The organism is Pantoea sp. SGAir0180 (genome assembly GCF_043546245.1).
Genome location: NZ_CP028071.1, coordinates 4,089,208 through 4,110,720, shown reverse-complemented (window position 1 = coordinate 4,110,720; position 21,513 = coordinate 4,089,208). Strand labels below are relative to the sequence as shown.

The 21,513-nt window shown below is 54.8% G+C and carries 19 protein-coding genes; 10 read left to right on the top strand and 9 right to left on the bottom strand.

What is annotated here, in order from left to right; genetic code table 11:
• Positions 1–189 precede the first annotated feature (189 nt).
• Genes hofQ through pilM form a run of 5 tightly spaced genes read right to left on the bottom strand, consistent with a single transcriptional unit; the run spans position 190 to position 3,608 of the window.
• Positions 190–1,461 (bottom strand): DNA uptake porin HofQ, encoded by a 1,272-nt coding sequence (hofQ, locus tag C1N58_RS19195; protein ID WP_394564420.1) that lies wholly within the window; start codon positions 1,459–1,461, stop codon positions 190–192.
• Positions 1,397–1,792 (bottom strand): HofP DNA utilization family protein, encoded by a 396-nt coding sequence (locus C1N58_RS19190; protein WP_058715068.1) that lies wholly within the window; start codon positions 1,790–1,792, stop codon positions 1,397–1,399. Before C1N58_RS19190 ends, hofQ begins: the two co-directional genes overlap by 65 nt.
• Positions 1,779–2,267, bottom strand: a complete 489-nt coding sequence (gene gspM / locus C1N58_RS19185) for a type II secretion system protein GspM (protein ID WP_172913555.1) — start codon at positions 2,265–2,267, stop codon at positions 1,779–1,781. The genes C1N58_RS19190 and gspM overlap by 14 nt, the downstream gene beginning before the upstream one ends.
• Positions 2,260–2,802: a PilN domain-containing protein gene (locus C1N58_RS19180; RefSeq protein ID WP_058701420.1), complete on the bottom strand. Its 543-nt coding sequence runs from the start codon at positions 2,800–2,802 to the stop codon at positions 2,260–2,262. Before C1N58_RS19180 ends, gspM begins: the two co-directional genes overlap by 8 nt.
• On the bottom strand, positions 2,802–3,608 hold the full coding sequence (gene pilM / locus C1N58_RS19175) for a pilus assembly protein PilM (RefSeq protein WP_394564419.1): 807 nt from the start codon (positions 3,606–3,608) through the stop codon (positions 2,802–2,804). The genes C1N58_RS19180 and pilM overlap by 1 nt, the downstream gene beginning before the upstream one ends.
• A 116-nt stretch (positions 3,609–3,724) precedes the next feature.
• On the opposite strand from pilM, the gene mrcA reads away from it, so the two are divergent.
• Positions 3,725–6,277, top strand: coding sequence for a peptidoglycan glycosyltransferase/peptidoglycan DD-transpeptidase MrcA (gene mrcA, locus C1N58_RS19170; RefSeq protein ID WP_039342670.1), 2,553 nt, complete (start codon positions 3,725–3,727; stop codon positions 6,275–6,277).
• Between the two features lie 62 nt (positions 6,278–6,339).
• Here the strand turns inward: mrcA and nudE are convergent, their stop codons facing one another.
• Positions 6,340–6,906, bottom strand: coding sequence for an ADP compounds hydrolase NudE (gene nudE, locus C1N58_RS19165; RefSeq protein ID WP_006121006.1), 567 nt, complete (start codon positions 6,904–6,906; stop codon positions 6,340–6,342).
• 387 nt (positions 6,907–7,293) lie between these two features.
• Between nudE and C1N58_RS19160 the strand changes: the two genes are divergently transcribed.
• The 5 genes from C1N58_RS19160 to pckA all read left to right on the top strand — a co-directional run bounded on the left by C1N58_RS19160 (position 7,294) and on the right by pckA (position 13,364).
• The gene (locus C1N58_RS19160; protein WP_039342672.1) at positions 7,294–9,429 is read left to right on the top strand and encodes an intracellular growth attenuator family protein; all 2,136 of its coding nucleotides are present in this window, start codon (positions 7,294–7,296) and stop codon (positions 9,427–9,429) included.
• Between the two features lie 57 nt (positions 9,430–9,486).
• Positions 9,487–10,152 (top strand): GMP/IMP nucleotidase, encoded by a 666-nt coding sequence (gene yrfG, locus C1N58_RS19155; protein WP_394564902.1) that lies wholly within the window; start codon positions 9,487–9,489, stop codon positions 10,150–10,152.
• Positions 10,149–10,550: a ribosome-associated heat shock protein Hsp15 gene (gene hslR, locus C1N58_RS19150; RefSeq protein ID WP_006121008.1), complete on the top strand. Its 402-nt coding sequence runs from the start codon at positions 10,149–10,151 to the stop codon at positions 10,548–10,550. Before yrfG ends, hslR begins: the two co-directional genes overlap by 4 nt.
• 46 nt (positions 10,551–10,596) lie before the next feature.
• The gene (gene hslO / locus C1N58_RS19145) at positions 10,597–11,463 is read left to right on the top strand and encodes an Hsp33 family molecular chaperone HslO (RefSeq protein ID WP_006121009.1); all 867 of its coding nucleotides are present in this window, start codon (positions 10,597–10,599) and stop codon (positions 11,461–11,463) included.
• Between the two features lie 281 nt (positions 11,464–11,744).
• The gene (gene pckA, locus C1N58_RS19140; protein WP_054686900.1) at positions 11,745–13,364 is read left to right on the top strand and encodes a phosphoenolpyruvate carboxykinase (ATP); all 1,620 of its coding nucleotides are present in this window, start codon (positions 11,745–11,747) and stop codon (positions 13,362–13,364) included.
• Between the two features lie 36 nt (positions 13,365–13,400).
• Here the strand turns inward: pckA and envZ are convergent, their stop codons facing one another.
• The gene (gene envZ, locus C1N58_RS19135; RefSeq protein ID WP_006121011.1) at positions 13,401–14,765 is read right to left on the bottom strand and encodes a two-component system sensor histidine kinase EnvZ; all 1,365 of its coding nucleotides are present in this window, start codon (positions 14,763–14,765) and stop codon (positions 13,401–13,403) included.
• On the bottom strand, positions 14,762–15,481 hold the full coding sequence (ompR, locus tag C1N58_RS19130) for an osmolarity response regulator transcription factor OmpR (RefSeq protein WP_001157751.1): 720 nt from the start codon (positions 15,479–15,481) through the stop codon (positions 14,762–14,764). Before ompR ends, envZ begins: the two co-directional genes overlap by 4 nt.
• Before the next feature lie 533 nt (positions 15,482–16,014).
• Between ompR and yjbE the strand changes: the two genes are divergently transcribed.
• The 4 genes from yjbE (at position 16,015) to C1N58_RS19110 (ending at position 21,222) form a co-directional block, all read left to right on the top strand.
• Positions 16,015–16,263: an exopolysaccharide production protein YjbE gene (yjbE, locus tag C1N58_RS19125; RefSeq protein WP_006121012.1), complete on the top strand. Its 249-nt coding sequence runs from the start codon at positions 16,015–16,017 to the stop codon at positions 16,261–16,263.
• Between the two features lie 148 nt (positions 16,264–16,411).
• Positions 16,412–16,888, top strand: a complete 477-nt coding sequence (greB, locus tag C1N58_RS19120; protein ID WP_033741594.1) for a transcription elongation factor GreB — start codon at positions 16,412–16,414, stop codon at positions 16,886–16,888.
• 99 nt (positions 16,889–16,987) lie between these two features.
• On the top strand, positions 16,988–19,312 hold the full coding sequence (locus tag C1N58_RS19115) for a Tex family protein (RefSeq protein WP_185200421.1): 2,325 nt from the start codon (positions 16,988–16,990) through the stop codon (positions 19,310–19,312).
• Positions 19,313–19,536: 224 nt separating this feature from the next.
• The gene (locus C1N58_RS19110) at positions 19,537–21,222 is read left to right on the top strand and encodes a sugar phosphorylase (RefSeq protein ID WP_394564418.1); all 1,686 of its coding nucleotides are present in this window, start codon (positions 19,537–19,539) and stop codon (positions 21,220–21,222) included.
• Here C1N58_RS19110 and C1N58_RS19105 read toward each other — a convergent pair whose 3' ends face one another.
• Positions 21,223–21,492, bottom strand: a complete 270-nt coding sequence (locus C1N58_RS19105) for a YdgH/BhsA/McbA-like domain containing protein (protein WP_006121016.1) — start codon at positions 21,490–21,492, stop codon at positions 21,223–21,225. It abuts the gene before it with no gap.
• Positions 21,493–21,513 lie beyond the last annotated feature (21 nt).

The following is a 21,513-nucleotide window of genomic DNA, read 5'->3' as shown; positions in this document are numbered from 1 at the left end:
CCTGTTGTTCGCGAAACTGTAAGGCGTCAGTAAAGCGTTGTGACATGACTGCGTACAGAGGAATTCGCTCATCTGCTTGCCGGGTTCTTCCAACTCAGACGCTTACAACGTGTTAAAAATCGCTAAACCTTGTAAGCTAATTCCTGTCCTGCGTCAACGCAGTTAAACTTTAAGGGCACATTTTCCGTTTTATCGTGCCGTAAGCGCTGCTTCCCTGACCAATCGCGGCGTCATGAAGATCACCAGCTCGCGTTTTTTATGTTCTTCAGCCTGCTGGCGGAATAATCCCCCCACGACAGGCAGACGGCCAAGTAACGGCACCTGCGTTTGCCCCTGAGTGCGCTGCTGATGGAAAATACCGCCCAGGGCCAGTGTTTGCCCGTCGTTAACCGTCACCTGCGTTTCCATTTCCTGCTTATCAATCGACAGCACCTGCGAGGCGCTGGTCTGAACCGCGCGCCCCGGCACGTTCTGGCTGATACGTATTTTCAACTGAATGCGGCCACTGCCTAAAACGGTGGGCGTGACTTCCATGCCCAGCACCGCTTCTTTGAATTCGATACTGGTTGCGCCGCTGTTACCGGCTGAGACTTCATAAGGGATTTCGGTGCCCTGTTTAATCGACGCGGTTTGCTGATGCGACGTAAAAAGCCGTGGGCTGGCGATGATTTCAACCTGGTTTTCCTGCTCCAGCGCACTGAGCTCCAGATCCAGCACTCTGCCGCCTGTCCGCGACAACGTGACGCCCAGCGAAACAGCGGGCGAGGTCAGCCCCAGGGGAATAGCCAGAAGCGGGTGATGTAAAGCCCGGCTGAGGCTTTCACTATCCTCAGACAGTCGCCAGTTGACGCCCAGCTCATGCAGATTCTCTTCACTAATCGTCACGATATGGGCCGCCAGCTCAACCTGTTCCAGCGGCACATCCAGCGCCTGAATCCAGCGCTCCGTGTCTTGCAGCGCCGGTTCAGTGTCGCGCAGCAACAGGCTGTTGGTGCGCGTGTCCACAGAGGCGCTCCCGCGCGATGTCATAAGCGACTGGCGTTCCCCTTGCAGGCTGCGATGCACCTCACTGGCACTGGCATAGAGCAGGTTGATCCTGCGCTGCATTAAAGGACGCTGCTGACGCGCTTCCGCCTGTTGTACCTTTTCTGCTTCGCGCCGCTGCTGCTGCCAACGCTCGGGATAAACCAGCAGAACGTTATCTTCTTCCAGCACAGTCAGTTGCGCCATCCGCGCGACCAGCGACAGTGCCTGTTGCCAGGAGACGTTGTCCAGCCGCAGTGACAGCGTTCCGTTAACCTCAGGGGAGATCATCAGGTTGATCTGCTGGTAATCAGCCAGCGCCTGTAAAATGCGCTCAATCGGCGCATCATCAAACGCGAGGCTCAGGCCCTCATCAGGGCTGGCGTGAGCGGGGATTTGGCAAAACAGCAGGAGTGTCAGAATCGCTATCCTTATCATGCAGGCGTCCTTTGAGATGAAACGTGAAACGTTGGGCCGGGCAACTGCCCGGAATAAATAGCTGAAGCGAACGGGAAGTAAACCGGAGGGTTTGCCAGGGGAACAACGGAAAAGGCTGGTCGCTCAGGACGTGAACAGATTTGCCCTGTGGCGTCAGTAGCCAGCCCTGAAACCGGGGAGCACGACCAATGATGCCCTGCAAACGCCATTCGCTGAGAGGTTCAACCTCCGCCAGGCAAGCCGCGCCAGGAAGGGGACGAAACGGATCCCGTGCCTGCGCAACGCCAGCGCCACAGCTGAGTAACAGCAGAACAACACTAATGGGTTTCATCAGCGTCCAGCCAGAGTTGCGCCACCAGATAGTCAGAATGAGCGGTTAACTGAAAGCGATCAGGAAACGCCGTTGCAGACGTTGAAAGCGCTGAAAACAACGGCGGAAACTGGGCCCATTGCAGATGGAAAGTGAGGGCTCGAGGCTGTTCATCGGGCAGCCACTGCTCAAGCGCTGCACCCCGTTCTGCGATAATCGCCTCCAGCGTCGATGACGCAGCTGGCTTTTCCATCTGAATCTGCTGAAGTTGTGCCTGTAAAACAGCAAGGGCGGGATAGCGGGCAAACTGTCGCTGCAGCTGTTGCAGGTGCGCCTGCTGCTGCACGCATTGATGCCTGGCATCAGCCAGCACCCGTTTTTGCGGCTGTAGCACGGTCCACCAGGCCACACACAGCAGGCAGACCGCGCCCGCCAACAGGCTGCCATAACGCAGCGGTGGAGCTAACCGCATCCAGTGCCCGGTAAGGCTACTCACTAGTCGCCTCCTTAAGGCGAATATGCAAGACGAAGCGATACTCCCCTTCAGGCTGGCGTTGCACATTGCCTTGTTTGATCTGTGAAAACAGCGCCACATCGCTTAAGCGCTGACGAAAGACGCGAATCTCCTGCATATGCTGCGCTTTGCCCTCCAGCTGTAACGACGTTTCCCGTTTATCCAGTCGCGTTAACCACAGCCCGTCAGGCAGCAAAGCAGGCAACGCAAGCCAGAGTTGCTGCCAGACGTGAAACTGCCTGCTCTGCTGGTGCAGCCAGTGGCGGCGCTGCTGCGCCTCATCCAGTTGTTTCAGCAGTCGCTGTTGCTGCACCACCTGCTGTTCAGCGGCCTTAAGGGCATGACTGAGGCCGACATGCTGACGCTGAACCCGTCTGAGCGCCTTATGATCCCGCCAGCACTGCCCTGCCACCAGCAGCACGACCAGTCCTGATGTGACAGCCAGCATACGTAAGCTCTGACGCCGTTGACGCTGCCAGCGCCAGTGCCGCCAGGGAAGAAGGTTCACAGCGACCATCAGCAATCCTCTTTCCGCAACGCCAGCCCGGCGGCCAGGACGAAGGCCCCCGGATGCGCGGGCAAAGGTGGCTGCTGATAGCGAAATGTTTGCAGGGGAGAAAACGGCACCGTGCCAGCCGGCGGCAATGCGTTATCGGCATCACAATAATAAAGCGACGTCGCGTGGGGAAAAGCCTGCTCACGTAGCGCGTCAAAATCACCCTCTCCGGCAAAAAGTGCGGCGTTGACGCCATCGCTCCACAGGTAACGTGCATCCTGACGTAAAACCACTACACTTCCCGCAGCCAGTTGCGCCTGTTCTGCGACGATGTTGAGTGCGTTCGTCGCCAGTTCAAACACAGAGCATTTAAGGCCGGCCTGCTCCAGCGGTGTCCGCCACTGCGTAACGACATCCCGCCGTGCAGCCGTGACGCTTAGCCGTTCCAGGTTGGTATCGACACGGTAATCCAGGGCCAGTTCACTGGGGTCCACCGGGAAAAGACGCTGAGCGGATGCCTGGACAAAGCGGCCCAGTGCGGGTTCTTTTAAGGGCGGATCAGGTAGAGAAAGCGGTTGCTGTAGTGCCAGGTGCGCGGGAAGACAGACCCGTAACGTATAGCGCCGTGGTAACACCTTACGCCACTGGCTTAATACAGACAGCAATGCAGGGGAAGATTGCAGCACACCGTTTCTTAACGTATCTTGCGGCAGCCGTTGCTGCCACCAGTGGCATAATTGCCAACCCCGGCGACGACGCAGGATGGCAAGGGCACAGCACTGCCGGTTCTGAATATCCAGTCCAATTTGCCAGGTGTGAAAAGCCATGCGCGCGATCTCCTTATCGTCCGGAAAAATGGACATATCAAAGCGTCTGGCTTGCCTTTATACTACTGCGCGGTTGCTTATAAACTGCCCAAACGACAACAGATGGGAAATCTCAGGTGAAGTTCGTAAAGTATTTATTAATCCTTGCAGTGTGTTGCATCTTGCTGGGAGCTGGCTCGATTTATGGTTTGTACAAATATATAGAGCCCCAGTTACCCGACGTTAACACACTGAAAGATGTGCGTTTGCAAACCCCTATGCAGGTTTACAGCGCCGACGGCGATCTTATCGCCCAGTATGGTGAAATGCGCCGTATTCCGCTTAGCCTGCAGCAGGTTCCACCTGACATGGTCCATGCGTTTATTGCGACGGAAGACAGCCGCTTCTATGAGCATCACGGTGTGGATCCCATCGGGATTTTCCGTGCCGCCAGCGTTGCGCTGGTTTCAGGCCATGCGTCCCAGGGGGCCAGTACCATCACACAGCAACTGGCGCGTAACTTTTTCCTCAGTCCGGAACGCTCCCTGATGCGTAAGGTAAAGGAAGCCTTTCTGGCGATTCGCATTGAGCAGTTGCTGAATAAAGACGAAATTCTTGAGCTTTACCTGAATAAAATCTATCTCGGCTACCGGGCTTATGGCGTTGGCGCAGCCTCGCAGGTGTATTTTGGCAAACCCGTTGGCGAGCTGTCGTTGAGTGAAATGGCGACCATCGCCGGGCTGCCGAAAGCCCCGTCAACCTTTAACCCGCTGTATTCCCACAGTCGTGCTGTCGCCCGGCGCAATGTGGTGCTGGCTCGTATGCTGGACCAGAAATACATCACCCAGCAGCAATATGATGAAGCACGTAATGCGCCGCTGGTCGCCAGCTATCATGGCCCGAAAATCGTCTTCTCCGCGCCCTATCTGACCGAGATGGTGCGCCAGGAAATGGTGAAACGCTATGGCGATAATGCGTATACCGATGGTTACAAGGTTTACACCACCGTGACGCGCCGTCTGCAGGAATCCGCGCAGGAAGCCGTGCAGAACAACGTCATCGCCTACGATATGCGTCACGGCTATCGCGGCCCTACCAGCGTGCTGTGGAAAGTCGGCGAGCCAGCCTGGGGGCAAACGCAGATTGTTAAAGCATTAAAAAATCTGCCTCTGTACGGGCCGCTTCATCCGGCCGTCGTAACGCATGTCCAGAGTGACGAAGCTACCGTCATGATGAAGGATGGCAGCAATGTGTCACTGACGATGGCGGGCGTGCGCTGGGCGCGTGCCTTTAAATCGGACACAGTACAGGGCCCGACACCCAAAAGCATTGCACAGGTGCTTCAGCCGGGCCAGCAGATCTGGGTACGCCAGGTCGGCGATACATGGTGGCTAGGCCAGGTACCGGATGTGAACTCGGCGCTGGTTTCACTGGACCCTAATAACGGTGCGGTTCGCGCACTGGTCGGGGGCTTTGACTTCAACCAGAGCATGTTTAACCGCGCGACTCAGGCGCTGCGCCAGGTGGGTTCAAACATCAAGCCGTTCCTGTATACCGCGGCGATGGATCGCGGGTTAACGCTGGCCTCCATTCTGAACGACGTACCGATTTCTCGCTGGGATGCCGGTGCCGGTGCGGACTGGCGTCCAAAGAACTCTCCGCCCACTTACGATGGTCCGATTCGTCTGCGTCAGGGGCTGGGGCAGTCTAAAAACGTTGTCATGGTTCGTGCCATGCGTGCAATGGGCGTGGATTACGCCGCAGAGTATCTCCAGCGTTTTGGCTTCCCGGCACAGAATATTGTGCATACCGAATCGCTGGCCCTGGGTGCCGCGTCGTTCACACCGCTGCAGGTCGTGCGGGGCTATTCGGTCATGGCTAACGGCGGCTTCCTGATCGATCCTTACTTCATCAGTAAGATCGAAAATGAACAGGGACAGACCGTTTTCGAAGAGAAACCCAGAATTGCCTGTCCGCAGTGCAACTTACCGGTGATCTACGGTGAAACCAAAAAAGCGCTGGCGCTGAATGCGGAAAGCGTTGAGAACGTTGCCCCGTCCGCCCCACAGCAAAATCAAGCCGTGCCGCAGCCTGAGCTGGAGCAAGTGCCCGCCCAGCCTCAGCAGGGTGGCGAGCAGCAGTATGCGCCGCACGTGATTAACACACCGCTGTCCTTCCTGATCAAAAGCGCACTGAACAGTAATATTTTTGGTGAGCCAGGCTGGATGGGCACCGGCTGGCGTGCCGGACGCGACCTGAAACGTAATGATATCGGCGGGAAAACAGGGACGACTAACAGCTCCAAAGATGCCTGGTTCTCGGGTTACGGCCCGGGCGTGGTGACCTCGGTGTGGATCGGCTTCGATGATGCGCGTCGCGATCTGGGTCGCAGTACGCTTTCTGGTGCCATTCCCGATCAGATTTCGGGCTATGAAGGCGGGGCGAAGAGTGCACAACCTGCATGGGATGACTTTATGAAGGTGGCCCTTGAAGGTGTTCCTGTTCAGCCGTTAACGCCGCCTGAGGGCATTGTTACCGTGACCATTGACCGCAGTACGGGCAAGCTGGCCAATGGCGGAGGAAACACACGTCAGGAGTACTTTATCAACGGAACACAGCCAACCGAATATTCGGTTCATGATGCAGGCACGACCATCATGGACAATGGCGAAAGTCACGAACTGTTCTGATAAACGTGAGAGGCGGCCTGGCCGCCTCTCCGCTTTATACCGCCCGGAAATCTGGTGCTCAATCAGTAATGCAGACGGCCCTGCTTCACCAGCCACTCACGCACCATAAACAACGCACTGACGTTGCGCGCTTCGCGGAAATCAGGCTCCTGCAGTAACGCCAGCATGTTGCTTAACGGCCAACGGTGGACCACCAGCGGCTCAGGCTCATCCCCTTCCAGCTTCTCCTGGTAAAGCCCTTCTGCAACCACAATGTTCATCTTGCTGGAAAAATAGGACGGTGCCATCGTCAGTTTACCCAGCAAAGTCAACTGGCCAGCCCCGAATCCCGCTTCCTCTTTCAGTTCACGGTCGGCCGCCTGATTGACCGTTTCACCCGGATCGATTAAGCCTTTTGGAAAGCCCAGTTCATAGCTTTCCAGGCCCACGGCATACTCTTCGATCAGAATCAGATGATCATCAATAATGGGCACAATCATGACTGCCTCGCGTTCCGACGGTTTCATGCGTTCATAAATGCGCCGGGCGCCATTGCTGAAGGCCAGGTCGACCGCTTCGACAGTAAACAACCGTGAACGTGCTACGGTTTCTACATTGAGGATGTCAGGTTTTTTTAACGACTTTTTCATATCAGCCTCAAACTTGCTGCGCCAGCACTCCGTAGCGAATTAGCATACCTAACCGTGGAGCATTGTGCGACTCAATGACGTCATCCGGTTACGCAGCCCACGTTTTCTCTATGCAATAACGGCTCTATTTCGGGCACAAAAAATTTGCGTTAGTCAATATCTGCCTTCAAAATTCAGACAATGCCGATACAATACTATGTGCATGATAGTTACTATTCTGGCACTGTGTGCTGTAATAACGCCTAATCAAATGATTTACAGTACAATTTTGTTTGTTGTTAAACTTGTCAGAGTTGTTTAACCTCCCATCAATCGCCTGAAATCAGGGGCGCGTCTGGGGACGTAAGTCTAAAGTGAAGGCAGTATTTTGGCTGAATTGAGCAAAGCATGAGCACAATAATTATTATATTGGCCTTAGTGCTAACCTGTTCAATTCTGGCAGGTATTGGATTTTGGTACGCTATGCGGCGCAGGCCGCCGTTGGCGAAACCGTTGCCATTCATCAGCCCGCCCTGCCGTAAACTGACTGAAAGAGAGCGCAGAGCCGTAGAGCAGTATCTTGCCGCCCTGGAAAAACAACCCCGTATTCTCAGCCCTGGTGAATCCCGTCGTCGGCACGAAAAGCTGGTGCTGACCGCCCAGAGCAACAATGTTTATCCGGTTACCCGCGCGATTACCCGCTATGGGCTTTCCACCGACGATCCGCATAAGTGGCGCTACTATCTGGATGAAGTTGAAGTCCATTTGCCGCCGCTGTGGGAACAGTACATCACCGATGAAAATTACGTTGAGTTGATCCGTACGCAATCGATCCCACTCATCATTTCGTTAAACGGCCACTCGCTGGTGGATTACGCGATTGATCAGCAGTCACTGCCTAATCTGATACGTCCGGCATCCACAAATGCCTCTATCCGTAAGGCCGAAAGCGAAAACGTTGAGTTAGTTCGGGTGCGCAAAGAAACCCTGGAAGAGTATCGACTGTCCCGCCCGGATGGCACGCGCGAGGCCGTTATCATCTCGTTTGCGTTGATGATGTTTTTTATTGGTTTGTTATTACCCACAAGTCTGATGATCTGGCTGGTGGTGATTGCCAGCGCGATGGTCGCCGCAAGTCTGTGGTTAATGTACCGGATTCCCGGTGAAAATGGTCTGCGTGAGATCCACTGCCTGCGCGGCGCGCCAAAACGCTGGGGCTTGTTTGGCGAGTCCAATCAAGAGCAGAGCAACATCACGCTGGGAATTATCGACCTGATTTATCCTGCGCACTGGCAGCCTTACGTCGCACACGACCTGGGACAGGTTACAGACGTCGAAATTTATCTTAACCGTCAGGTGGTGCGTCAGGGCCGTTTTCTTTCTTTGCAGGACGAGGTAAAAAACTTTCCGCTTCAGCGCTGGCGGAAAAATGTCGTTCTGGCCTGCGGTGCCTTTATTGTTCTGGCCTTCTTACTCACCTGGATACCGCTCAGTATGCCCATCAAGCTCAGCCTTGCATGGGTAAAAGGTACTGACAGCCTTGATGTCAGTAGCGTCAATCAACTGAGTCGTGAAGATTTGAAAGTGGGTGACAGCCTGAAGGTTACCGGGACCGGCATGTGTGCCGTGCCGGGCAATTATCAAAGCAATCGCACTTATATCTACATGCCGTTCGACTGCTCGCAGATCTACTGGAATAACGCTACGCCTCTGCCACTGCCTCACTCAGATATTATTGAGAAAGCCTCCGCGCTTCTGGAAACCACCACAAAACAGCTGCATCCCGAAACCAATACGGACCCCAAACTGAATCCGCAGTTAGCGTCTGCGATTCAGAAATCAGGCATGATTTTGCTGGATGACTTTTCCGATCTGGTGTTGAAAACGCAGGCGCTGTGCAGCCAGGCACAGGACTGTGTTCGGCTTAAAAACGCGTTGGTGAATTTGGGCAATGCCAAAGACTGGGACACATTAGTCAGCCGCGCCGATTCCGGTCAACTTAACGGGATGAATGTCCTGCTGCGCCCTGTCAGCGCGGAAGCGCTGGAAAATCTGGTGCACACCGCGACGTCGACCTTCTTTTATCGTGAAACGCGTCGTGCCACAGAAAATCTCAACAGCCCACCGCCGGGCGGGTTTGTGATTGTCAGCGACGAAGGGCATCAGTTAGTCAACCAGCCTCAGCCCGCGGTTCCCTTGTTTGATCTGGATGCGGCCTCACAATGGCAGGAGCTGCAACGTCTGTCCTCACTGCTGTTGCACACGCCGTTCAGCGCGACGGGCATCATCACGAACATCTACACAGATGCCAACGGCACGCGCCATATCGCCCTGCATAATGAACCTGATGCGATGGCAAAATGGCGCTATCTCGGTGCCGCCTTGCTGTTAATCGTGCTCCTGGCCTGTGGCCTCACTAACGGCCTGCTGGCGCTGCGTCGTATGCATCTGAATCGTCAGCGTATGCTCGCGATTCAGCAATACTACGACACGTGCTTTAACCCTTCCCTCAGCACTATACAGGGCGTGCGCTCCGTATTCTGACCGGCCTGCAACTGTGCTACCCTGTTGCGCGAAAAGGCAATGGTTAAATCCGCCATGATGTGTAACGGTTCTGATATTGATACCGTGCTGTTGGATATGGACGGCACGTTACTGGATCTGGCGTTTGACCGCGTCTTTTGGCGGGAACAGGTGCCGGATGCGCTGAGCGCGCATCGGGGCATCCCTGTCAAACACGCGCGGCAGTTGATGGAAGAAAAATATCAGGCCGTGTCCCATACGCTAAACTGGTATTGTCTGGACTACTGGTCAGAGGCCCTGCAACTGGATATCCACGCGATGCTCTGGGCACACCGTCATCGCGTCCGCTTACGGCCCGATACGCTGCCTTTTCTGCAGATGCTGCGGCGCGCAGGTAAGCGCACTATTCTGCTGACCAATGCGCATCCCTGGAATCTGGACGTTAAACGACGACAAACAGGTTTAGCACCACACCTTGATTTATTACTTTCCACCCATATCTTTGGCTATCCGAAAGAAGATCAACGTTTGTGGCAGGCGGTCGCGCAACACACGGGCTTTGATGCATCACGAACATTGTTCATTGATGACAACGAAATCCTTCTTGATGTCGCTAAATCCTGGGGAATCGGCTGGTGTTTAGGCATCCGTAATCCTGATTCCGGTCGTCCCGAACAACCCTTTCAGCGTCACTATGCGATAAGCCATTATTGCACAGTGATCCAGGCCTGGGAGCAGCTATGAAAGAAAAATCTGAAGACGGTGTTCGTCTTGATAAATGGCTTTGGGCGGCGCGGTTCTATAAAACCCGTTCCATTGCGCGCGAGATGATTGAAGGCGGTAAGGTTCATTACAATGGTCAGCGCAGCAAACCAAGTAAGCTGGTTGAACGTGATGCGGAGCTAACACTGCGCCAGGGCAATGATGAACGTACCGTCGTAATTACCGGGATCAGCGAACAGCGGCGCCCGGCCAGTGAAGCGCAGCAGCTTTATCGTGAAACGGACGCCAGCATTGAGAAGCGCGAAAAAATGGCGCTGGCGCGCAAAATGAATGCGCTGACTATGCCCCATCCCGATCGCCGGCCTGACAAAAAAGAGCGCCGCGATTTGATGAAATTTAAGTTATCGGGTGATGAGTAAGACAGGCCTTGATGCCGCTCACCGCCCGCCCAAAGAGAGAAAAATTATGTCTGTAAACGATCAACTGCGCCGTTATCTGTTTGAAAATGCTGCTGTTCGCGGCGAACTGGTCAACGTTTCAAACACCTGGCGTGAAACCATTAAAAACCACGATTATCCACCCGCTGTGCAAACCCTGCTGGGTGAGTTACTGGTGGCAACCAGCCTGCTTACCGCGACGCTGAAATTTGATGGTGAGATCACCGTGCAGTTGCAGGGCGATGGTCCGCTGACGCTGGCCGTGATCAATGGGAATAATCAGCAGGAATTACGCGGTGTCGCGCGAATGAAAGGCGAGATCCCTGACGACAGCACGCTTAAGAGCATGGTGGGCAATGGCTATCTGGTGATTACGATTACACCAGAAAAAGGTGAGCGCTATCAGGGCGTGGTCGGTCTGGAAGGTGACACGCTGAGCGAATGCCTGGAAGATTACTTCATGCGTTCAGAACAGCTGCCAACCCGACTGTTTATCCGCACCAGCGATGCAGGCGCCGCCGGGATTCTGTTACAGGTTCTGCCCGCGCAGGACACGGATAAAGAGGATTTCGACCATCTCGCTACGTTGACAGAGACGATTAAAACAGAAGAGTTGATCGACCTGCCGGCAACTGATGTGCTCTGGCGACTGTACCATCAGGAAGAAGTGACCGTTTACGATCCCCAGCCGGTGATCTACAAATGTACCTGCTCGCGTGAACGTTGCGGCGAGGTCCTGAAAACGCTGCCGCAGGAAGAAGTCGATGAGATTATTGCCGAAGACGGCAAAATCGATATGCATTGCGACTATTGCGGATCGCATTATGTTTTCGATGCTGTCGATATTGCTGGTATCCGCAGCAACTCCGTGGAAAACAGCAACCGTCTTCACTGATCCGACCAGGGCGGTTCTGCCGCCCTCACCTCTGCTTTGCTATGCCCTTAATTTACTTGATAAATTATCTTTTTTTACTTTCTTAACATCTTAAAAACGTTCGAAACACGACCTTAACGCGCCCTGAGTCGCATTTTTAAAAGAACATACCTTCCCCCTCAGACTCAGTAGAGTACACTGCGCGCGATCTGTCTCCTCGCCTGACCGGGCGGCCTTTGACCGACACGATCCCAAACTCTTTTTGCCCGTACAGAACAGACACCGATTTAAGGAGCAGTAAAATGCGCGTTAACGGCCTGACCTCGAAAGCCCTTGCCGATCTGGGCATCACCGATACCACTGAGGTGGTTCACAACCCTGATTACGACACGTTATTTCAGGAAGAGATGCGCCCGGAGCTCGAAGGTTTTGAGCGTGGCACCCTGACGCAAAGCGGCGCAATCGCAGTCGATACCGGGGTGTTTACCGGGCGCTCGCCTAAGGATAAGTACATCGTCCGGGATGACACCACGCGCGATACGCTGTGGTGGAACGATCAAGGCACCGGAAAAAACGATAACCAGCCTCTGTCGCAGGAAACCTGGCAAGCGCTGAAAAAATGCGTGACGCAGCAGCTTTCAGGTAAGCGTCTGTTTATTGTGGATGCCTTCTGCGGTGCCAATCCTGACTCACGCCTGAGCGTACGCTTTATTACCGAAGTGGCCTGGCAGGCACACTTTGTGAAAAACATGTTTATCCAGCCCAGCGCTGCCGAACTGGATAACTTCACGCCGGATTTTGTGGTCATGAACGGCGCAAAATGCACCAATCCGGACTGGCAGGCGCAGGGACTGCATTCTGAGAACTTCGTGGCCTTTAACCTGACGGAAAGGATGCAGCTGATTGGCGGCACCTGGTATGGCGGGGAGATGAAAAAAGGGCTGTTCGCAATCATGAACTACCTGCTCCCACTGAAAGGCATTGCGTCAATGCACTGCTCGGCCAACGTGGGTAAAGCCGGTGACGTGGCGGTGTTCTTTGGTCTGTCCGGCACGGGTAAAACCACATTGTCTACCGATCCGGATCGCCAGCTTATTGGCGATGATGAACACGGCTGGGACGATGACGGCGTGTTTAACTTTGAAGGCGGCTGCTACGCCAAAACGATTAATCTTTCTGAGCAGGCCGAGCCCGAAATCTACCGCGCCATTCGCCGCAATGCGCTGCTGGAAAACGTGGTGGTGCGTGAAGACGGCAGTATCGATTTTGCGGATGACAGCAAAACCGAAAACACCCGCGTCTCCTATCCGATTCATCACATCGATAATATCGTGCAGCCGGTTTCCAAAGCAGGTCATGCGAAGAAGGTGATTTTCCTGACCGCCGATGCCTTTGGCGTACTGCCTCCGGTCTCCCGTTTAACGCCAGAGCAGACGCAGTACCATTTCCTGTCGGGATTCACCGCCAAGCTTGCCGGCACGGAACGTGGTGTGACCGCCCCCACGCCAACATTCTCAGCCTGCTTTGGTGCCGCCTTCCTGACACTGCACCCCACGCAGTATGCAGAAGTGCTGGTAAAGCGCATGGAAGCGGCCGGTGCGCAGGCTTATCTGGTTAACACCGGCTGGAACGGCAGTGGAAAACGCATTTCGCTGAAAAATACCCGCGCCATTATCAACGCGATTCTGGCCGGTGAACTGGATGATGCGCCAACGGAAACGCTGCCGGTATTCAACCTTCAGGTCCCTAAAACCCTGGGCGATCTGGATGAAGACACCCTGGATCCACGTCGTAGCTGGGAAAGTGAAGCGAAGTGGCACGCTGCGGCGGATGATTTGGCCCAGCGTTTTATCACTAACTTTGAGAAGTATACCGATAATGCGGCAGGTGCCGCGTTGGTTAAAGCCGGTCCACAGCGCTAATCGCCACGGCGCGGCCTGAACCGCCGCGCCGTTGTTTTAGCTCAGCGAAAGATTGCCGCTGTTTTGAACCGCTTCCGGGGTTTCTGCTAACGGCAGCCAGGCACGGATGCGTAATCCTCCCCGCTCACTGTCGCCAATTTCCAGCGAACCCTGATGTGCATCGATAATACGCTGCACGATAGCCAGTCCCAGACCGGTACCGCTGGTGCTACGCGCACTGTCACCGCGCACAAAGGGCTGGAACAAATGGGCCAGTTGATCGGGTTTAATACCCGGGCCATCGTCTTCAACCTGGAACCAGGCGCGATGCAGTTCCCGACCGCTGCTGACCTTGATCCAGCCATTTCCATAACGTGCTGCGTTCACCACCAGGTTAGCCAGCGCACGTTTAATGGAAAGGGGATTAATCTCCAGCATCAACTCTTCCGCCATCACCGCATTTTCGATTTCACGCTCGTAACCGCTTTCTGCGGCCACCACTTCACCTAAAACGCTGTTCAGGTCGGCCAGTTCGGTCTGCATTTCCTGACCGGTGCGCAGGTAGTCAATGAACTGCTCGATGATGGCATTGCACTCTTCGATGTCTTTATTGATCGATTCGGCCAGATAGCCATCCTGCTCGTTCATCATCTCCGTGGCGAGGCGAATACGGGTCAACGGCGTACGTAAATCGTGGCTGACGCCCGCCATGAGCAACGTTCTGTCGTCAGCGAGCTGTTTAACGCCTGCCGCCATCTGGTTGAACGCGCGCGTGACCGAGCGCACTTCTGACGCGCCATACTCACGCAGTGGCGGCGGGATAATGCCTTTGCCGACCTGCAGTGCGGCGTGTTCCAGGTCCACCAACGGGCGGTTTTGTATGCGGATAAATAGCCAGGCCCCGCCGATCGCCAGCAACATTATCGCCAGGGTATAGCGGAACAGCGGCGAGAAATCACCCTGATGAATTTCAGTCAGCGGCACGCGCACCCAGATATCGGGCGACAGCCAGGTCTTTAACCAGACAACCGGGGAGTTTTTATTAACCTCGACGCGCACATCGGTCGGGCCACCAAGCTGCTGCCCCATCTGATCGCTGAGGAACTTATAGTGCTGTGCCCAGCGCAGTCCGCTCTCCTCTGCTGCCGCATTGGTATAGAGCGAAATACCCAGTTCACGATAGATTTCGCGGCGAAACGCGGGTGGCACTTCCAGCTGCGTGCCATCTTCCAGTTGTAGACGGTCCGTCATCAGCATACGGACTTCATACGCCAGAACCTTATTGAACTGTTGCAGGCTGGGAAGAATGGCGAAGTTCAGCACCACCAGGTAGGTCGTTACCAGGCTGACAAACAGCAAGGTAACGATCAACAGCAGGGTGCGGGCAAACGAACTTCGTGGCGAGAAGCGCAACCGCCTCATGCTTTACTGCCGTCCGGTACAAAGACGTAACCCAGGCCCCAAACGGTCTGGATGTAGCGTGGGTGAGCCGGATCTTCTTCCACCATGCGGCGCAGGCGAGAGATCTGAACGTCAATGGAACGCTCCATGGCGCTGTATTCACGACCGCGGGCCAGGTTCATCAGTTTATCGCGCGACAGCGGCTCACGTGGGTGACTCACCAGCGCCTTAAGCACGGCGAATTCGCCGCTGGTTAACGGCATAGGTTCATCTTCACGGAACATTTCCCGCGTGCCCAGGTTGAGCTTGAACTTACCAAACGCGATGACCGCTTCTTCCTGCGAAGGCGCACCGGGCAGCTCATTGGCCTGACGACGCAGCACGGCACGAATGCGCGCCAGCAGTTCACGCGGGTTGAATGGCTTGGGAATATAGTCGTCCGCACCGATTTCCAGCCCCACGATACGGTCCACTTCTTCACCCTTAGCCGTGACCATGATGATAGGCATGGGGTTGCTCTGGCTACGCAGACGACGGCAAATCGACAGCCCATCTTCGCCAGGCAGCATCAGATCCAGCACCATCAAATGGAAGGATTCGCGGGTTAACAGACGATCCATCTGCTCGGCGTTGGCGACACTGCGCACCTGAAAGCCTTGTTCGGTAAGGTAGCGTTCAAGCAGAGCGCGTAAACGCATATCGTCATCGACGACCAGGATCTTGTAGTTTTCTTGCATTTTTAACTCCCAAAGGCGCGATTGCCTGAGCCAATATTGTTAAAAAAACATGTGGCACAGCGACAGTGTTTAATGGTTTATATTCTAGTCAAAATTGTTACAAAGCATATTAAACAGCAGCTTATATTTAAATTCACGTTCTGCTGACGGAGAAGCCGTTCCGTTTCGTCCTCCGTGGGACAGAATACGGCAAATCTGAAATATTGGCTAAAATTCCGCTATTTACTGGTTTTAACACCGTACCAGTGATAATCGCGCTAACAAAAACAACGGGTTGCCAGAAAATTTGACTTAAATCGAATCTGTTATTGCCCGCTTCTCCGGCAAGCTGCGGTTTATGACTCTGATAACAGCATATTCTTCCGCAAAAAAACAGGATAATACGCGACCGTTCTCGGATTAGTATGAGATCCGCTTTTAATGAGTCCACTTGCAGCTAAAGTCCAATAATTCAATCAGTAAAGCTCACTTTGCGTACTGCCTGATATCACCCAGACTAAAGCAACGCCAATCTGTCGCTTTACGGGGAAAACATGAAAAAAACGATCTTACTGCTGAGCGTACTGGCCTTGTCCAGCATCAGCCAAAGTTATGCCGCCCCTGCAGCCGGTGAAGCCGCCGGTGCACAGGCCACCACAACCGCTCAGGGCAACTCCAATGCCATCGGTATTGGTGCCATTGGCGCGCTGTTGGGCGTAGCGCTGGCGACCGCAGGCGGTGGCGGCGGTGATGGTAACAGCAGCAGCACCTCAACCACGACGTCGACCAAAGCGGGTAAATAAGTCAGCCTCCTCGCCTCATTGTGCTTCCCTGAGCGTGAAGCGCAGTAAAAGGGTTTTTAGCCTGTTAAAAACCCTTTTCTCGCCCCCTTTTTCGTCACACCGGATTTGCTTTACACTGAAGCTCTTTTGATTTGACCGGCTGCAGTACATGAGAACGCGACTGATTACCCGTGAAGGTTTTAACACCTTAAAAGCTGAACTTGATTATCTGTGGCGGGAAGAGCGACCCGAGGTCACCAAAAAAGTGACCTGGGCTGCCAGCCTGGGCGATCGGAGTGAAAATGCCGATTACCAGTACAATAAGAAGCGTTTGCGCGAGATTGACCGCCGCGTCCGCTATCTCAGCAAAAGTCTTGAGCAACTGCGTATTGTGGATTATTCGCCCCAACAGGATGGCAAAGTATTTTTTGGTGCCTGGGTGGAAGTCGAGAATGACGACGGTGAAGTGAAACGCTTTCGTATCGTGGGCTACGATGAAATTTTTGGCCGTAAGGATTACATCTCGATTGACTCGCCGATGGCCCGTGCGCTGTTAAAAAAAGCGGTCGGTGATATGGCCATTGTTGAGACGCCAGCCGGGCCGGCCGCCTGGTATGTTAATGAAATTAGCTATATTGAAGCCTGATTCAGAATATCGCTGAAAGCAGGCCCATTCTCTGGCATTTTCGCCCATCAATCCGTATAACTATCGGCTATTTCTCAACCCAGAAAGCATAATAGTCCGATGATGAATGTTCTTAGCCAGCTAATTGCAAGTGAGCTCCAGGCGCGCCCCGAGCAAGTTGACGCCGCCGTCCGCCTGTTGGATGAAGGGAATACCGTGCCATTCATTGCACGTTATCGTAAAGAGGTGACGGGCGGTCTGGATGATACGCAACTCCGCCAGCTGGAAACCCGCCTCGGCTACCTGCGTGAACTCGCTGAACGCAGGCAGGCCATCCTGAAATCCATTGAGGAACAGGGAAAACTCACCGACGACCTGGCTCAGGCCATCAATGCAACGCTCAGCAAAACAGAACTCGAAGATCTTTACCTGCCCTACAAACCCAAACGCCGCACCCGTGGGCAAATCGCCATCGAAGCCGGTCTGGAGCCGTTGGCCGAGACATTGTGGCAGGATCCCTCGCACGATCCGGAGCAGCTGGCTGCCGGTTATGTGAATGCCGATAACGGTGTCGCCGATGTGCGCGCAGCCCTTGATGGCGCGCGCTATATCCTGATGGAGCGCTTTGCTGAAGATGCCGCGCTGCTGGCTAAAGTACGCCACTATTTGTGGAAGAATGCCCATCTGGTATCGAAAGTGGTGGAAGGTAAAGAGGAAGCGGGCGCGAAATTCCGCGACTATTTCGACCACCATGAGCCGCTGCATACCGTACCGTCTCACCGTGCACTGGCGATGCTGCGCGGACGTAACGAAGGCGTGCTGCAACTGTCGCTGAATGCCGATCCGCAGTTTGATGAGCCACCGCGCGAAAGTCATGGCGAAACCCTGATTGCCGAACACCTGAACCTGAGACTGAATAACGCGCCCGCCGACAGCTGGCGCAAGGCTGTGGTCAGCTGGACCTGGCGCATCAAGGTGATGCTGCATCTGGAAACCGAGCTGATGGGCACGGTTCGCGAGCGGGCCGAAGATGAGGCCATCAACGTCTTTGCACGCAACCTCCACGATCTGTTGATGGCGGCACCTGCGGGCATGCGTGCCACTATGGGCCTGGATCCGGGCCTGCGTACCGGCGTGAAAGTTGCCGTCGTTGACGCAACCGGCAAGCTGGTCGCCACCGATACCGTTTATCCCCATACCGGCCAGGCCGCGAAAGCGGCGGCGGCCGTGGCGGCGCTGTGCGTGAAGCACCAGGTCGAACTGGTGGCGATCGGAAACGGTACCGCCTCACGTGAAACCGAACGTTTCTTCCTTGATCTGCAAAAGCAGTTCCCGCAGGTCACGGCGCAAAAAGTGATCGTCAGCGAAGCGGGCGCATCGGTCTACTCCGCGTCAGAGTTAGCGGCGCAGGAGTTCCCGGATCTGGATGTCTCCCTGCGCGGGGCGGTTTCCATTGCCCGCCGCTTACAGGATCCGCTTGCCGAGCTGGTGAAAATCGACCCGAAATCCATCGGTGTAGGCCAGTATCAGCATGACGTCAGCCAGAGTCAGCTGGCGAAAAAGCTGGATGCGGTCGTGGAAGACTGCGTGAATGCCGTCGGCGTTGATCTGAACACCGCTTCCGTACCGCTGCTGACGCGCGTAGCCGGTCTGACGCGCATGATGGCGCAAAATATCGTCGGCTGGCGTGACGAAAACGGGCGTTTTCAGAATCGTCAGCAGTTACTCAAGGTGAGCCGCCTGGGGCCGAAAGCCTTTGAGCAATGCGCAGGCTTCCTGCGTATCAATCACGGCGATAACCCGCTGGATGCGTCTACGGTTCACCCCGAAGCCTATCCGGTCGTCGAGCGCATTCTGGCGGCCACGGAACAGGCCCTGACCGATTTGATGGGCAATCCGGCCAGCCTGCGGAATCTGAACGCTGTGGACTTTACCGATGCGCGTTTCGGCTTGCCGACCGTGACTGACATCATGAAAGAGCTGGAAAAACCCGGCCGCGATCCCCGTCCTGAGTTTAAAACCGCGCAGTTCGCGGAAGGCGTGGAAACCCTGAACGACCTGATGCCGGGCATGGTGCTGGAAGGTGCGGTCACTAACGTCACTAACTTCGGTGCTTTCGTGGATATTGGCGTTCATCAGGACGGGCTGGTCCATATCTCTTCCCTGTCCGATAAGTTTGTGGACGATCCGCATCAGGTCGTGAAGGCGGGCGACATCGTCAAAGTCAAAGTCATGGAAGTGGATCTGCAGCGTAAACGTATCGCGCTTACTATGCGTCTTGACGAGCAGCCGGGTGAAGGCCATGCCCGCAGTGGTAAGAGCAGCACGGCACGTGAGGAAAGACGTCCCGCAGCGAACAAAGGCCGGGCGCGTCCCACCAGTCAGCCAGCAGGTAACAGCGCCATGGGTGATGCCCTGGCTGCGGCCTTCGGTAAGAAGCGCTAGTTAACGGCGGTTACGTCGCCTCTTTCCCGGTGCGGAAGGAGGCGACGCTTCACCCTCCCTTCCCCTTTACGCTGTTCTTAGCCCTCCGCCAGGCCTTGCCTGCCAGCACGCCGTTGCGCCCTTTCGCTGGCTACGCGTGCGATTAAGTTGAAAATCCTCACCCTGACGCTACGCTAAAAAGACGCCCGTGATAATAACGACACCCGCTGTGGCAGCCCCTTAAAATGGAAAAAATCACTGCTTTACTCGATGCGATTTATGCCGATGCCTTTCCACAGGCTTTACGTGAACGCCTGCTCGTCCTGATTGCAGACGCTCGCGATACCACAAAATTGCCACGTAAAGCGCACTGGGACGAACAGGATGTCGTACTGATTACCTATGCCGATCAGTTTCGCGAACTGAATACGCCTACGCTCCGCACTTTCTCACGCTTTTATCAGCAGCATTTGCAGTCGACCTTTCCACTGGTGCACCTTCTGCCGTTCTATCCTTATTCGTCCGACGACGGTTTTTCCGTCATCGATTACCATCAGGTCAATCCGTTATGTGGCGACTGGCATGACATTGCCCTGCTGCATCAGGAAACACGACTGATGTTCGATTTTGTCTGTAACCATATGTCGGCGCACAGCGCATGGTTTAAGCATTATCTTGCACAGGATCCGGGCTGGGATGATTTTTTTATAAGCCTGCCGCCCACTACCGATCTGAGTGCGGTAACGCGGCCACGGACGTCGCCCTTGCTCACCCCGTTCACGCTGGCAAACGGTGACATTCGTTTTGTCTGGACCACCTTCAGCGCCGATCAAATTGACCTGAACTTTGCCAGCCCTGACGTGCTGCTGCGCATGGTTGAGGTCCTGCTCGACTACCTGAAACGTGGAGCCGATTACGTACGGCTGGATGCAGTGGGCTATATGTGGAAAACACCCGGCACCACGTGCATTCACCTCGAAAAAACGCATCTGCTGGTCAAACTGTTTCGTGCCATCGCCGACGAGGTTGCACCGGGCACCGTGATCATTACTGAAACCAATGTGCCGCATAAAGACAACATCAGCTATTTCGGCAAGGGTTATGATGAAGCCCAGATGGTGTACCAGTTCTCGCTGCCGCCGCTGGTGCTGCACGCCATCCACACCGGCTCGGCGCGTGCGTTACGCCAATGGGCCAGTACCCTTACGACAGGCAATGGCAATACCACTTTTTTCAATTTCCTGGCATCGCACGATGGTATTGGCCTGAATCCGGCACGCGGTATTTTATCTGAAGTGGAAATTACCGCCCTGGTGCGCGATCTGGCGCTGGAAGGTGCGCTGATCTCGTACAAAAATAATCCTGATGGCACGACCAGCCCCTATGAAATCAACGTGACCTATTTCGACGCGCTCAACCGTGAAGGCGATGACGATGAAACGCGGCTCAAACGCTTTATGTTAGCGCACGCTATCTTACTGGCGTTTCCGGGCGTACCCGCCATTTATATCCAGAGCATACTGGGTGCACGTAACGATTATGAGGGCGTACGCGAAGCCGGCCATAACCGGGCGATCAACCGGCAAAAATATGCGATGCCGGAGATTGAAGACGCGCTGGCGAACAGGGACGGTTTGCGCCATCAGGTTTATACGCATTTGAGTAAACTGATTCAGCAGCGTCGCCGTCTGGCCGCTTTCCATCCCGATAATCCGATGAAGCTCTTTCAGAGTGACAATGCGCTGTTAATAATGAAGCGTGATGAGCCCGTCCGCGGCGATGCGTTACTGTGTGTATTTAATCTCAGTGGCAGACAGGTTAAAGCGCAGTTACCCGAAGCGCGCCTTTTTCAGGATGTGATCAGAGGTGAGAAGGTGGATGGCACCCAGCCCGTGGTGCTGGATGCCTGGCAATTCATGTGGTTACGCTAATTACTTGTACACTTCCGCAGTTGCACTGAACTTACCGTGCTCACGGCCCGCGATCACCAGGAAGTACTTGCCGCCCTTCTCATCCGCTGCTTTTGACAGCTTCTTCTTGGCATCCATTGGCGAAGTGGTTTCTGCCGTAGTGTTTACGGTACCAATTTTGGTCAGATTCATCTTCTGCACTTCTTCTTTGGTGACTTCTTTCGCCGCCAGTGCAGAAAATGACACTGCGCCCATCATCACTGATGCAACTACCCATTTCATAACCTTCATTTGTCTACCCTCATTCATGAT

Excerpts from the sequence above, each read along its gene's own strand:
- hofQ (WP_394564420.1), bottom strand. The coding sequence starts at position 1,461 with ATGATAAGGATAGCGATTCTGACACTCCTGCTGTTTTGCCAAATCCCC.
- C1N58_RS19190 (WP_058715068.1), bottom strand. The coding sequence starts at position 1,792 with ATGAAACCCATTAGTGTTGTTCTGCTGTTACTCAGCTGTGGCGCTGGC.
- C1N58_RS19180 (WP_058701420.1), bottom strand. The coding sequence starts at position 2,802 with ATGGTCGCTGTGAACCTTCTTCCCTGGCGGCACTGGCGCTGGCAGCGT.
- pilM (WP_394564419.1), bottom strand. The coding sequence starts at position 3,608 with ATGGCTTTTCACACCTGGCAAATTGGACTGGATATTCAGAACCGGCAG.
- nudE (WP_006121006.1), bottom strand. The coding sequence starts at position 6,906 with ATGAAAAAGTCGTTAAAAAAACCTGACATCCTCAATGTAGAAACCGTA.
- C1N58_RS19160 (WP_039342672.1), top strand. The coding sequence starts at position 7,294 with ATGAGCACAATAATTATTATATTGGCCTTAGTGCTAACCTGTTCAATT.
- yrfG (WP_394564902.1), top strand. The coding sequence starts at position 9,487 with ATGTGTAACGGTTCTGATATTGATACCGTGCTGTTGGATATGGACGGC.
- hslR (WP_006121008.1), top strand. The coding sequence starts at position 10,149 with ATGAAAGAAAAATCTGAAGACGGTGTTCGTCTTGATAAATGGCTTTGG.
- hslO (WP_006121009.1), top strand. The coding sequence starts at position 10,597 with ATGTCTGTAAACGATCAACTGCGCCGTTATCTGTTTGAAAATGCTGCT.
- pckA (WP_054686900.1), top strand. The coding sequence starts at position 11,745 with ATGCGCGTTAACGGCCTGACCTCGAAAGCCCTTGCCGATCTGGGCATC.
- envZ (WP_006121011.1), bottom strand. The coding sequence starts at position 14,765 with ATGAGGCGGTTGCGCTTCTCGCCACGAAGTTCGTTTGCCCGCACCCTG.
- ompR (WP_001157751.1), bottom strand. The coding sequence starts at position 15,481 with ATGCAAGAAAACTACAAGATCCTGGTCGTCGATGACGATATGCGTTTA.
- yjbE (WP_006121012.1), top strand. The coding sequence starts at position 16,015 with ATGAAAAAAACGATCTTACTGCTGAGCGTACTGGCCTTGTCCAGCATC.
- greB (WP_033741594.1), top strand. The coding sequence starts at position 16,412 with ATGAGAACGCGACTGATTACCCGTGAAGGTTTTAACACCTTAAAAGCT.
- C1N58_RS19115 (WP_185200421.1), top strand. The coding sequence starts at position 16,988 with ATGATGAATGTTCTTAGCCAGCTAATTGCAAGTGAGCTCCAGGCGCGC.
- C1N58_RS19110 (WP_394564418.1), top strand. The coding sequence starts at position 19,537 with ATGGAAAAAATCACTGCTTTACTCGATGCGATTTATGCCGATGCCTTT.
- C1N58_RS19105 (WP_006121016.1), bottom strand. The coding sequence starts at position 21,492 with ATGAAGGTTATGAAATGGGTAGTTGCATCAGTGATGATGGGCGCAGTG.